Raw genomic sequence first — 12,009 nt, 5'->3', positions numbered from 1 at the left:
CGCGCGCAGAGATGAGCGGACGCGCCCGAAACCCTTGCCCTGCTGCAAGCATAGACCGGGCCGATTGGTCGGAGTGGCGGGATTCGAACCCACGACCCCTAGTCCCCCAGACTAGTGCGCTAACCGGGCTGCGCTACACTCCGACTTCGGCCCTTATAGAGAAAGCCTTTGCCGCGCGCAACGCTTGCTATGCGCCAGCCGGATGGAACGCGGCGAATTGCATTTACCGGATAGGTTTCAAAAGCTTATAAGAAAGCCGCTCGGTCGCGAGGCTCAGAGCCGGCGCACCGCTTCGAGGATCCGTTCACATTCCTCCAGGTCGATCAGAGCCGCGCGCAATCCTGCGACGGCCCTAGCCGGCAAGGCGGCTGCCGGCGGCCGGCCAGGAAAGATAAGGCTGTCCGCATCCGGTGCGGCGGAGGGCTGCGCCGCAAACTCTTCGGCGGCTAGGGAGGCAGGCCCGAATTCCAATGAATCGGCATCCAAAGAGCGCCGATCGAAAACACTTTCCGTCCGATCCTCCTTCCAGGCGGCGTCCTGGTGCAGAAGCGGCAGATCGCGCGCGGCAAAAGACGCGAAGTCAGCCCCGCTTTGGCTCGCCGCGGCGACGGCGCGGGCGCCCTGCTCTTTCAAAATTCTTTGCACCCCTTTGATCGTATAGCCTTCGCCGTAGAGGAGCCGTTTGATCGCGCGGAGCAGCTCAACATCCTGGGGGCGGTAGAAGCGTCGGCCCCCTGCGCGCTTCAGGGGCTTAATGTGCGTGAAGCGCGTTTCCCAGAAGCGAAGGACATGCTGCGGCACATCGAGCTCGTCGGCCACTTCGCTGATCGTGCGATATGCGTCGGCGCTTTTGTCCATGGCCTCACGCTCCGGATCTCTCGTGACCCTCTGCTCCACCGCTGACCCTGGCTTTTCGCTCCTAACCCGCTCTCGCAAGCACGATCTTGCGCGCGGGCCGCAAGGCTCAAGTTTGACCCACCGCCGCTTGCCGAAGCATAACGCCTGAAGCGCCTGCCGATCAAATGCCCTCATGAGATTGGCGGGAAACAACAAAACGCACATGCTGCAGGAGATCAGCGGCAAAGACGGCGTCTAGAGCATGATGCCGAAAAGTGGAAACCGGTTTTCGGACGACATCATGCTCTAACTCTTTGAGAAGAGACGGATTCAGACTTTGGACGAGATCGCCTTGCGATTCCGTCCAAAATCATCCGGCTCAAGAGCGCTTCCCGATCGATTGGAAACATCCGATCGAAAGGAATCGCTCAGATTTTAAAAAGTTAGAACATGTTCTTATGAGACATCGGATATATCCGATGTCGAAGCATCAAGAAAGTCGATCAGCTTTTTTAAGAACATGCACTAAGGGAGCCGCCTCAGTCGGCTTCGTCCGCCACCACCTGTCCATTGATCCGAGCCTTCAATACGCTCGAAGGCTTGAACACCATGACGCGGCGCTGCGTGATCGGCACCTCGATGCCGGTTTTTGGATTGCGCCCGATGCGCTCAGACTTGGAGCGCACGACGAATGATCCGAAGGACGACAGTTTTACCGTTTCGCCCGCGGCCAAAGTATCAGCCAATTCATTGAGCACCATTTGCACAAGAACCGCTGATTCCTTGCGCGACAAGCCGACGCATCGGTATACCGCTTCCGCAAGATCAACCCGCGTGATCGTGCGAGGCGCCAATTCCGCCAAGGACTCAGCCATTTGATCCGCAGGCGAGGCTCCAGCGGGTTCAGCAGCGGACATGGCTGCAAATTTAATCATTCCGAAATCTCGATATCTGTTTAATTCAAACTGAATGGGATGGAAAAAGGGGTGTGCTGGAAGGGCGCCGGCCCCGTCGGATGTCTCGCATCAAGCGGCGGAGGGCGGGACGCCTCTAGCTTATTCATTAAATCCATTTTCATTCGAGAAATGCCGGAATCACCGGTTGAGATGATTCCAATCGCGCGCGGCCTTTCGAGGGACCAATGTTGCTTCCGGCGCGCTTTTGAAAAGTCTGGAACAAATTTCACGTCAAATCAAGGTATCTTCCATAATCGCCGGTCTCGAACCCTCACCAGCGAATAAGCGCCGACGCCCAGGTGAACCCGCCGCCCATGGCTTCGATCATCACAAGGTCGCCGCGTTTGATCCGGCCGTCATCGCGCGCCACAGCCAAGGCGAGCGGGATCGAAGCCGCCGACGTATTTCCATGCATATCGACGGTTACGACAATTTTTTCAGGCGCTATCCCAAGCTTCTCGGCGGATGCATCGATGATCCGGCGGTTGGCCTGGTGCGGCACGAACCAATCGAGTTCACTGGCGGTCGTCCCGGTGGCGGCGAAAGCCTCGTTGACGACATCGGCAACCATCCCGACCGCGTGGCGAAAGACTTCCCTGCCGGCCATGCGCAAGTGGCCAACCGTCCTGGTCGTCGACGGACCTCCGTCGACATAAAGCTTCTCGCGGTGGCGCCCATCCGAGCGCAGATGCGAGGTAAGGACGCCGCGATCCTGCGCCGTCCCCTCCCCTTGCTGCGCTTCGAGCACGACCGCCGCCGCCCCATCGCCAAAGAGAACGCAGGTGGTCCGATCGGTCCAATCGAGGAGACGCGAAAAGGTCTCCGCGCCGATGACCAAGGCGCGCTTGTGCGATCCCGAGAGCAGGAACTTATCGGCGGTCGCCAAGGCGAAGACAAAGCCGGAGCACACGGCCTGGACATCGAAGGCCGCGCCATGAGTCATGCCAAGTCCAGCCTGAATCTGGGTTGCGACGGATGGGAAGGTATAATCTGGCGTCGAGGTCGCCACTATGACGAGATCGAGGTCGGCGGCGCTTAGGCCAGCATCGGCGAGAGCCGCTTTTGCGGCGTTGAGGCCAAGCTGGGACGTCGGCTCGTCCGAGGCCGCGATATGGCGCTGGCGAATGCCGGTCCGCTGCACGATCCAGGCGTCGGTCGTATCCAGCGACTTTTCAAGATCGGCATTGCTGACGATGCGCTTGGGGAGATAGGAGCCCAGACCCACGACAACGGAGCGAAGCTTGCCTGGCGATTCATCTGTCACGGGGAATATCCATCGAGAACGAAGTATTTCAAGAACCGGTCGAGGTGTTCTCCGGCTCACCCATGGCCCTGAGCTTCGGAGGCGCCGCTGGACGATCCTGATGCGAGAGAGCGAGAGAGGCGCGTATTCTGCCGAGCAATTCGTGCCGCGCCATGTCGTAGCCGATTTCGATCGCGCCAGCGGTTCCGACGGCGTCAGAGCCGCCGTGGCTTTTGATGACGACGCCGTTCAGGCCGAGGAAAACGCCGCCATTGAGGTTGCGCGGATCCATTTTTCCCTTCAGCGCCGCAAAGGCGCGCCTCGCTAGGAAATAGCCAATTTTGGACATGATGTCCTGACTGAGCGCCTCGCGCAGATAATATCCCATCTGCTTGGCCGTGCCCTCGGCCGTCTTCAACGCGATATTGCCGGTAAATCCCTCGGTCACCACGACATCGACGGTTCCCTTGCCAATATCGCCGCCTTCGACGAAACCGAGATAGTCAAGGTTCGGCAAGGCGGTTTCCCGGAGCAGGCGCGAGGCCTTCTTCACCTCCTCGATTCCCTTGACCTCCTCCACGCCTATGTTCAGCAAGCCCACCGACGGCCGCTCAACCGCGAGGACGATCCGCGCCATGGCCGAGCCCATGATCGCGAGATCGACCAAGTGCTGCGCATCCGCGCCAATGGAGGCGCCGACATCGAGAACGATGGTCCGACCCCGAATGGTCGGCCAGATTGCCGCGAGGGCGGGCCGGTCGATTTGCGGCATCGTATGCAAGCAGGTCTTGGCCATCGCCATCAACGCGCCTGTATTGCCCGCGGAAACGACGACATCGGCCTCATTTTTTCGCACGGCGTCGATCGCAAGCCACATCGACGAGGTCCGGCGGCCGGCGCGCAAGGCTTGGCTCGGCTTGTCATCCATCCGGACGGCGACGTCCGTATGCTGCACCGTCGAAGCCGTCTTGAGTTTCGGAAAGGCGTCAAGATGCGGCCGGATCAATGCCTCATCGCCGAAAAAGGCAAATTTCATGTCCGGTCGACGTTCAAGCGCGCGGGCGGCGCCGGGAACGAGCATTTCGGGCCCAAAGTCTCCGCCCATGGCGTCGAGCGCAATTCGCACTGGCTGCATCATTTAAGTCCGGAACTCCGGGTCACCCCAAAAAGCGCGCCGTTCGCGCCAGGCGAAATCGTCTTGGACGAAACAGTTTGAGGAATCACCCTATTTCGGCGGCGGGAAAAATTAGGCGGCGCGGCTGCGTTTCGCCTCGATGGATTCAACGCTACGCCGTCCAAATGGACCGCATCGCCAAGTTCAGGTCCCATCTCGCCGCTTTGATCTCTCCAATATAGGAGAGTCGCCTCTGTAGGGAATAGCACAGGAAGTTCGCGCATTTTGATTATGGCCCTTTGCGCCGCCGGCGACGTTCAATTTTCGTCTGCCTTGGCTCGGGTCCTGGCCCGCGACAGCCTCATTGTCCATTTCAAGACGCATCCATTGCCCACCGATCCGGCGGCATCGGAATGACGCGCCCGCTCCTGGCCGCGATTCATCGGAAAACCGCCAGCCGGAGCGCGGAGCAACCCCTCGGCGACGGCCTCGATCCGACTTTTGCGTTCAGCAGCGCGATCAATCTTGCCAAGCGTTCTTCCCTCGAGCGGAGACGGCGGATCCAGACCTTAAGTTGGAGGATCGGGCGGCGCATTGAAGCGGCGTCTCCCTTTTTCGCCGCGACAAACATGGGTAAACACTGGGAAATCCATTTTGTTCAAGCTTTTTTTTTCGCCCCGCGCGCCAGCCGCCCGCTTTTTTGGGAATCTGATGCGTTCAAAGGCCCTCCCTGCTTCGTCCTCATCCTCGATGTGGTCCGCTATGGGCAAGCTTGCGTCCGGGATTGGAAGACTCCAACGCCCCCGCCTGTATGCGTCCGATGCAGGATCGCTGACCCGCCTCGCTTCGCCAGCGCGAAGACTGCGAGGCGCGCCTTCAGGGCTCTTCCTTGAGCTTCTTCAGCACCGCGAAAGGCGAGACCTTTTCCACCGGATCGCCGGAAAGAATGCTTTCGTCGAAGCGCGCGCCCGGCTTGCGCGGATATGGATCGAGGCTCAAGACCAAGAATTCCTCAGCCAGCGCGCCAAGATCGATGCGTCCGTCGACAATCGGATCGGGCGGATCCCTCCCTTGCGTTGAAAAAGCCGCCGGAGCCTCGCTTCCTGTATCGAGGTCCCAACTGGCGCGGCCGGATTCTGATGCGATTTCGGGGGCGGGCGCGAAGCCAACATCGATGTCCGCTTCGATCTCGGCCTCGAAAGGATCGAGGCTGACGACGCATGTCTGAACTGCCAGGGCATGGAGACGCCCCCTGATCCTTATCCCTCCGCGGCCCTGTTTCGTCGCCTGGAAATTGGCGTCAAGGCTTAAGATTGCCTCCAGGCCGTCGTTTTGCGCCATCGCCGCGCATTCGGCCGGATCAGCGCGGATCGATATTTCGAGCCCGCCTTCGGGAACGTCGTCAACCGCCAGCGGACGCGAGAAATGTCCTGCCTCACTCCGGAGCGCGGTTCCACCCGCGTCGGCATTGCGGGATTTGGCGCCTGGATTGCCCTTGGATTTCATCGCAACCGCCTCCTGCTGCTGCAGATCTACGCATTTGAGCGCAATCGCTTCAAATCTAATTGGCCCGATCCGAGAAATCTGCAATTCCCGATCGCGCCGCAGGCATCCTCTCCAAAGATCAGCCGCCAGTCAGAAAGAAATGACGCAAAACTCCAAGCAGGACAGCGTCGGCTCTCCTGCTCCGGCGCCTCAACAAATGCCGTCTGCTGAAGCAGCGATAGCGAAAATTTCGAGCGCCGCCAACGCTCGATGCGGCGGTCCTCTCCCTCAGACAATGGTTGAAGGCTCAGGAAACGGAACCGGGCCCGTTGCAAAGGCCTCAAGCGGCGCCTTTTCAAGCGCCAAATGCATCGCAGCAACGTAACGGGCAAGGCGGCCCGGATTTTCGTGGTTGCAATAGACGTTTCGCGCGAGCGCGGCCTTGAGGGCTGGCGCGCCAGCGCGCAAAGCTTGATCATAGGCCGCGGCGCGCCCGAGGAAGGCCTCGGCAAGCGTCTTCATGCGCTTTGGCACGCTGACGTCGCCGATGCCCATTTCCCGCAAGGCAATCTCAAAATGACGAAACTGCGCGTCCGCGAGATCTTGAGCCATGGCGGGAGCTGGAGCCGCCATCGCATTGAGTCGGCGCAGAACTAGACTAGCGTGGAGCGCAATCGATTCGAAGCGGCCCTCGAAGCTGTCTTCGATGGCATATTCCGTGAACAAGCTGCGATTGCGGGCCGCGTCCACGATTTCGCCGTGAAGCCGTTCAATAACTTTACGGTTGGCGGAGCGCCGGAAGAGCCCGAAAATCATTCTGTCTCCCGTCCAACTTTCGCCGTCATCCGGCCACATAGAGGGAATCCGACTTCCGCCGCCTTGCTTTTCGCACGGCCGGGCGTTAGGCGTCGACGCATCCTCGGATCGCGGCGACGAGCGGATCGTTTCTGAAAAGATTGCTTTAAATCCAAGCGACTCGATCGGCAAATTCAAAAGTTCGTTTTGTTGCTTTTCCGCGGGCGAACCCGTTCCCGCTTCACCGGAAAATGCTTTAGGCTGGAGGCTCAAGGATGCGGTTGGACATTGCGGCCCCTGCTCGCCATCGGAAGACCGGCAAACCGGCTTTCGGCGCAGCCTGCTTGAAACTCGCCGTTGCGGCGACGCTTGCGCTCGGGCTTGGCGGCTGCCTCGGCTATGACGGGAAGGTCATCCACGGGTATCAGCTTGACTCAAAAACGATCGACCAAGTCAAAGTGGGCGCGTCGGCTGAACAGATACTGGTGCTCATGGGAACGCCAACGACCACGTCCACCATCGGCGGCGACGCCTGGTATTACATCACTCAGGTGACGGATCGCAGCGTCCAGTTCATGGCGCCGAGTCTGATCGACCAGCGCGTGTTCGCCGTCTATTTCAGCAAGGCGAAAAAAGTCGAGCGCATCGCTAATTATGGCATGGAGGACGGGAAGCTCATCGACTTCGTGACCCGGACGACGCCAACCGCAGGAGCGGAATCCACCTTCCTCAAGGGAATGTTCCTCAACCTGCTGAAATTCAGCTAGACAATTTCCTAGTCAAGCAAGCACCTGTTCGCGTTATAAAAATGCGATAAAATACAAAAAGCTCGAGCTGCTTTCTACTGAAAGCCTAGAGCAGCAGCTCTCGCCAGTGTGGGCTTCGCCGGTTGAACGCCGGCGAAGGTTCGCCCCCAACCTCAATGGGCGAGCGCCGCAAGCAGCAAGAGCGCGACGATATTGGTGATCTTGATCGCCGGGTTCACGGCGGGGCCGGCGGTGTCCTTGTAGGGATCGCCGACCGTATCGCCGGTGACGGACGCCTTGTGCGCGTCGTCGCCCTTGAAATGCTTGACCCCGTCCTTATCGACAAAGCCATCCTCGAAGCTTTTCTTGGCGTTGTCCCAGGCGCCGCCGCCCGAGGTCATTGAAACCGCCACGAAAAATCCGTTGACGATGACGCCGAGCAGCGAAGCGCCCAGCGCCGCGAAGGCGGAGGCCTTCGAGCCTGAGATGAAAAGCACGCCGAAATAGACGACGAGCGGAGCGAGAACCGGCAGCAACGAGGGCACAATCATTTCCTTGATCGCCGCCTTGGTCAGCATGTCGACCGCGCGACCGTAATCGGGACGCTCCGTTCCCAGCATGATTCCCGGCTTTTCGCGGAACTGGCGCCGCACCTCCTCAACGACCGATCCCGCCGCCCGACCGACCGCCGTCATCGCGATTCCGCTGAAGAGATAGGGGATCAAGCCGCCAAAGATCAGGCCCGACACGACATAGGGATTGGAAATGTCGAAGGAAACGGCCTCCATTCCCTTGAAATAGGGAAACAGATCCGGGTTCGCGGCGAAATGTTCGAGATCATGGCTATAGGCGTTGAACAGGACCAGGGCGCCAAGTCCAGCAGAGCCGATCGCATATCCTTTGGTCACCGCTTTCGTCGTATTGCCGACCGCGTCGAGCGCATCGGTGACGCGGCGCACATCCTTAGGCAGGCCCGCCATCTCGGCGATCCCGCCGGCATTGTCGGTCACCGGCCCGAACGCGTCGAGCGCCACGATCATTCCGGCGATGCCGAGCATAGTGGTCACCGCAATCGCCGTTCCGAAAAGACCGGCGAGCTGGCTGGTCGCGATGATGCCGCCGATGATGACCAGCGCTGGCAGCGCGGTCGATTCGAGCGAGACGGCGAGGCCCTGGATCACATTGGTGCCATGCCCCGTCACAGAGGCCTGGGCGATCGAGACGACAGGGCGCTTGCCCGTCCCGGTATAATATTCAGTGATGACGACGATGAGGCCGGTCACGATGAGCCCGATGAGCCCGCAGAGAAAAAGGCGCCAGCCGTAGATCTCGACCCCATTCACCGTGCCGATCTCGCCGAATCCGACCGTTAAGGCGGTTGCGACGGCAAGGCCGATGATCGATAAAAGCCCAGCCGCGATCAGGCCCTTATAGAGCGCGCCCATGATCGAATTATTGGCGCCGAGCTTGACGAAATAGGTCCCCGCGATCGAGGTCACGATACAGGTCGCGCAGATCGCCAAAGGATAGAGCATGGCCAGGAACAGGACCGGCTGGCCCGTGAAGAAGATCGAGGCCAGAACCATGGTGGCGACAACCGTCACCGCGTAGGTCTCGAAAAGATCGGCCGCCATGCCGGCGCAATCGCCGACATTGTCGCCGACATTGTCCGCGATCGTCGCTGGATTGCGTGGATCGTCCTCTGGGATTCCGGCCTCGACCTTGCCGACAAGGTCGGCGCCGACATCGGCCCCCTTGGTGAAGATGCCGCCGCCGAGCCGCGCGAAAATCGAAATCAAGGAGGCGCCGAAACCGAGCGCCACAAGCGCGTCGATCGTCTCGCGCGCATTGGGCGCGTGATGGAGCGGTCCGATGAGAACATAGAAATAGGCGGCGACGCCGAGCAGCGCCAGACCGGCCACCAGCATGCCGGTGACGGCCCCCGCCTTGAACGAAATATCGAGGCCGGCGCCAAGCGATTGCGCCGCAGCCTGCGCGGTGCGGACATTGGCGCGGACCGAGACATTCATGCCGACGAATCCCGCCGCGCCCGACAGGATCGCGCCGATCAAGAACCCGATGGCGATCGTCCAGGACAGAAGCAGGCCAAAGCCAAGGAAGATCACGACGCCGACGATGCCGATGGTCAAATATTGGCGTTTCAAATAGGCTTGCGCGCCCTCGGCGATGGCGCCGGCGATTTCCTGCATCCGGGCCGAGCCGGGATCGGCGGCCAAGAGCTTCAATGACGTCACGACGCCATAAACGATCGACAAAAGCCCGGCCAGAATGATCAGCCAAATTGGACTCATCTGCTTCCACCCTTTATTTTTGTTGCAGCCTTTAGTGCTGTTCACGGCGTTGGACGAGGCCAAATGCCCGCGCTCGAATCTAAACCTTTGCAGAAAGTGCGAGAGGACGCAATCGCCTCCCACCCGGTCAATCTCCAGTAATGCTTGGCCCACCTCGCAATGCAAGTTCCCGGTGGCTGCAAGCGTTCTAGAAGTGCTGAAACGATGGTCTGGCGAAGCTCAAAGCCCTACCCTCACCATCCTTGAATATGGGCGGCGATGCGCCCGGCGCTGCGCCGCCGATTACGCTCACATTTATTCCGGCCGCAGCGGCGGCGGCCTCGAAGCCGGCGGCTTTTGCGGGCGCAACGGCGCAAAGAATCTCGTAGTCGTCGCCCCCGGTCAGGATCGTCTCGATAAGTTTCGGCTCCAACTTCAAGGCCTCCCGCGCGGCCGCCGAGAGCGGAACCTTCGCCGCCACAATCTCCGTCGTCATGCCGACGAGGCCCAGCATTTTAGCGAGATCCCCGGCAAGACCATCCGATATATCCATTGCGGCATGAGCATGGAGGCGCAGCGCCTCGCGCAAGGCCAGGCGCGGCTGCGGCAATAAGTAGCGCTCGCGGAGATAGGCGGCGGAGGCCGGAGTCATGACAGCGGTCCAATGCCGGTCTTCCGGCGCGTCAAGCCGCAGCTTCAAGCCGAGCGCGCCATCGCCGATGGTCCCGCTCACATAGAGCAGATCGCCAACGGCGGCGCCTCCCCGCGGAAGCATTTTTTGCGAGGGAACCGCGCCGAGCGCCGTCACCGACAGCATGAGCGGGCCCCGCGTCTTCACCGTATCCCCGCCGAGCAGCGGGCATTGGTAAGCCGCCCCATCCTGCTGAAGTCCCAGAGCGAAAGCCGCGAGCCAGTCCGCCGTCCAATCCTCCGGCAGCGCGAGGCCAAGGAGATAGCCAATCGGCTCGGCGGCCTTGGCGGCGAGGTCGGAGAGGTTGACGCGCAGAGCCTTGCGCGCGATCGCGTCCGGCGGATCATTCACGAAAAAATGCACCCCGGCGACCAAGAGATCCTTAGTCAAGACGATGTCCTGGCCGGGTCTTGGCGCCAGAGCCGCGGCGTCGTCGCGCAGCCCAAAAGCCCCCGGCCCCGCAAGCGGCGCAAAATAGGTTGCGATCAAATCGTCTTCGGAGGGGCGCGGCATGATCTCACCCCAAGTTTAGAGCGTGCAAAGTTGCGCGGCTAAATTCTCGGTTCGAATTCCTCGGCGCGAAAGCGCCGCGCCAGCCCATCCAGCACGGCGTTGACCATTCCGGCCTCTTCTCGGCCAAAAAAAGCGCCGGCGACATCGACATATTCCTTGATGGAGACGCGCGCGGGAATATCGGAGCGTTGCTTCAATTCGTAGGCGCCTGCCCGCAAGATAGCGCGAATGACGGAATCGATCCGCGCCAAAGGCCACCCTTCAACCAGAGTCTTGTCGATAAGGCGGTCCAGCGGACCCTGATTGGCGATGACGCCCTTCATGATATCGCGGAAAAATTCGATTTCGGCGGCCTTATAGCGCTCGCCTTCGATTTCGTTGCCAATCCAGAAGGATTCGAATTCGGCGCAGGTTTCGTTCAGGCCCTTCTCCGTCACCTCCATCTGATAAAGCGCCTGGACAGCGGCGAGGCGAGCGGCGGAGCGTCCATCGGCATTGGCCATCAGACGCGCCCTATTTCGGCTTTAAGGCGATAGAGCGCCAGCGCCGCGCGCGCGGCGTCGCCGCCTTTGTCGCCCTGCTTTTGCGCCGCGCGCTCCAACGCTTGCGCCTCGGTCTCGACAGTGAGGATTCCGTTGCCGAGCGCCAGTTTGCGCGACACGGCGAGCGCCATCAAAGCCCGCGCGCTCTCGTTCGCGACAATCTCGAAATGATAGGTTTCGCCGCGAATAACGCAGCCGAGCGCGACCGCGCCGGCGAAAGGCTGACCCAATTCCTCGGCGTGGTCGAGCGCGATCGCCATCGCGATCGGAATTTCGAGCGCGCCCGGCACGCCGACGCGGTCGAAAACGGCGCCGGCCGCGTCAAAGGCCCGCGTTGCGCCCTCAAACAGCATGGCGCCGATTTCGTCATAAAAGCGCGCCTCGACAATGAGGAAACGGGCGCCATCGACGCCTGTGTCGGCTGGAGCATCGGAGCGGCGCGGCAGGGCCATTAATCGCCTTCACTCGAGAAGAGGGTTCAAAGGGGAAGCTTCGCCAGGCTCTTCAAGCGAGCCCGCTTCGAGTAACAAGCGAAATCAGCCGCGGCAAGTCCAAAGCGCGCCATTGCGCGGCGGAGATTGGCGGAAGCGCGCGATTGACGGTCGCGGCGGATCGGCGCCATTCGTTTAAAACGCCGCGCGCTTGGTCTATTTTCCCGTCCCGGCTATAGAAGCGCACCGGATCATCACTTCCATTCGCCACACTATTTTTTCGCCGCGGGCTAAGCCCTTGCCCCCGGCGTGAAGCAACCCAAGCGCCAAAAACGCAGGCGGAAGCGTTCGCTTGCCATCCGGAG

At 60.8% G+C, this 12,009-nt stretch carries 11 protein-coding genes and 1 tRNA gene; 1 reads left to right on the top strand and 11 read right to left on the bottom strand.

Annotated elements, in window-relative coordinates; genetic code table 11:
- Window positions 1-65: 65 nt before the first annotated feature.
- The 7 genes from DL86_RS01105 to DL86_RS01070 form a co-directional block, all read right to left on the bottom strand.
- Window positions 66-143, bottom strand: a tRNA-Pro gene (locus DL86_RS01105).
- 130 nt (window positions 144-273) lie between these two features.
- Window positions 274-858: a MerR family transcriptional regulator gene (locus DL86_RS01100; protein ID WP_036257339.1), complete on the bottom strand. Its 585-nt coding sequence runs from the start codon at window positions 856-858 to the stop codon at window positions 274-276.
- 518 nt (window positions 859-1,376) lie between these two features.
- Window positions 1,377-1,691 carry an integration host factor subunit alpha gene (locus DL86_RS01095; RefSeq protein ID WP_036257990.1) on the bottom strand — a complete coding sequence of 105 codons (315 nt, stop codon included), beginning with the start codon at window positions 1,689-1,691 and terminating at the stop codon, window positions 1,377-1,379.
- A gap of 373 nt (window positions 1,692-2,064) precedes the next feature.
- Window positions 2,065-3,057, bottom strand: coding sequence for a beta-ketoacyl-ACP synthase III (locus tag DL86_RS01090; RefSeq protein ID WP_036257338.1), 993 nt, complete (start codon window positions 3,055-3,057; stop codon window positions 2,065-2,067).
- Between the two features lie 28 nt (window positions 3,058-3,085).
- Window positions 3,086-4,174, bottom strand: a complete 1,089-nt coding sequence (plsX, locus tag DL86_RS01085) for a phosphate acyltransferase PlsX (RefSeq protein WP_051952464.1) — start codon at window positions 4,172-4,174, stop codon at window positions 3,086-3,088.
- A gap of 852 nt (window positions 4,175-5,026) precedes the next feature.
- On the bottom strand, window positions 5,027-5,656 hold the full coding sequence (locus DL86_RS01075) for a YceD family protein (protein ID WP_156964413.1): 630 nt from the start codon (window positions 5,654-5,656) through the stop codon (window positions 5,027-5,029).
- 267 nt (window positions 5,657-5,923) lie between these two features.
- Window positions 5,924-6,451 (bottom strand): ubiquinol-cytochrome C chaperone family protein, encoded by a 528-nt coding sequence (locus DL86_RS01070; protein WP_036257982.1) that lies wholly within the window; start codon window positions 6,449-6,451, stop codon window positions 5,924-5,926.
- Window positions 6,452-6,705: 254 nt separating this feature from the next.
- Here DL86_RS01070 and DL86_RS01065 point away from each other — a divergent pair, with 254 nt between their 5' ends.
- Window positions 6,706-7,197 (top strand): outer membrane protein assembly factor BamE, encoded by a 492-nt coding sequence (locus DL86_RS01065; protein WP_084572613.1) that lies wholly within the window; start codon window positions 6,706-6,708, stop codon window positions 7,195-7,197.
- A gap of 152 nt (window positions 7,198-7,349) precedes the next feature.
- On the opposite strand, the gene DL86_RS01060 is transcribed toward DL86_RS01065, so the two are convergent.
- The 4 genes from DL86_RS01060 to ribH form a co-directional block, all read right to left on the bottom strand.
- A complete protein-coding gene (locus DL86_RS01060) occupies window positions 7,350-9,488 on the bottom strand; it encodes a sodium-translocating pyrophosphatase (protein WP_036257977.1) in 2,139 nt (712 codons plus the stop codon).
- A gap of 187 nt (window positions 9,489-9,675) precedes the next feature.
- Window positions 9,676-10,671, bottom strand: a complete 996-nt coding sequence (gene thiL / locus DL86_RS01055; RefSeq protein ID WP_202899141.1) for a thiamine-phosphate kinase — start codon at window positions 10,669-10,671, stop codon at window positions 9,676-9,678.
- Between the two features lie 38 nt (window positions 10,672-10,709).
- Window positions 10,710-11,174: a transcription antitermination factor NusB gene (nusB, locus tag DL86_RS01050; RefSeq protein WP_036257332.1), complete on the bottom strand. Its 465-nt coding sequence runs from the start codon at window positions 11,172-11,174 to the stop codon at window positions 10,710-10,712.
- Window positions 11,174-11,665 (bottom strand): 6,7-dimethyl-8-ribityllumazine synthase, encoded by a 492-nt coding sequence (ribH, locus tag DL86_RS01045; RefSeq protein ID WP_036257330.1) that lies wholly within the window; start codon window positions 11,663-11,665, stop codon window positions 11,174-11,176. Before ribH ends, nusB begins: the two co-directional genes overlap by 1 nt.
- Window positions 11,666-12,009 lie beyond the last annotated feature (344 nt).

Origin of the sequence: Methylocapsa aurea (assembly GCF_000746085.1) — a bacterium.
GTDB lineage: Bacteria > Pseudomonadota > Alphaproteobacteria > Rhizobiales > Beijerinckiaceae > Methylocapsa > Methylocapsa aurea.
Note: the sequence above shows the minus strand (reverse complement) of the source record. Positions and strands in the feature narration are given on the sequence as shown.

Excerpts from the sequence above, each read along its gene's own strand:
- DL86_RS01100 (WP_036257339.1), bottom strand. The coding sequence starts at position 858 with ATGGACAAAAGCGCCGACGCATATCGCACGATCAGCGAAGTGGCCGAC.
- plsX (WP_051952464.1), bottom strand. The coding sequence starts at position 4,174 with ATGATGCAGCCAGTGCGAATTGCGCTCGACGCCATGGGCGGAGACTTT.
- DL86_RS01075 (WP_156964413.1), bottom strand. The coding sequence starts at position 5,656 with ATGAAATCCAAGGGCAATCCAGGCGCCAAATCCCGCAATGCCGACGCG.
- DL86_RS01070 (WP_036257982.1), bottom strand. The coding sequence starts at position 6,451 with ATGATTTTCGGGCTCTTCCGGCGCTCCGCCAACCGTAAAGTTATTGAA.
- DL86_RS01065 (WP_084572613.1), top strand. The coding sequence starts at position 6,706 with ATGCGGTTGGACATTGCGGCCCCTGCTCGCCATCGGAAGACCGGCAAA.
- DL86_RS01060 (WP_036257977.1), bottom strand. The coding sequence starts at position 9,488 with ATGAGTCCAATTTGGCTGATCATTCTGGCCGGGCTTTTGTCGATCGTT.
- thiL (WP_202899141.1), bottom strand. The coding sequence starts at position 10,671 with ATGCCGCGCCCCTCCGAAGACGATTTGATCGCAACCTATTTTGCGCCG.
- nusB (WP_036257332.1), bottom strand. The coding sequence starts at position 11,174 with ATGGCCAATGCCGATGGACGCTCCGCCGCTCGCCTCGCCGCTGTCCAG.
- ribH (WP_036257330.1), bottom strand. The coding sequence starts at position 11,665 with ATGGCCCTGCCGCGCCGCTCCGATGCTCCAGCCGACACAGGCGTCGAT.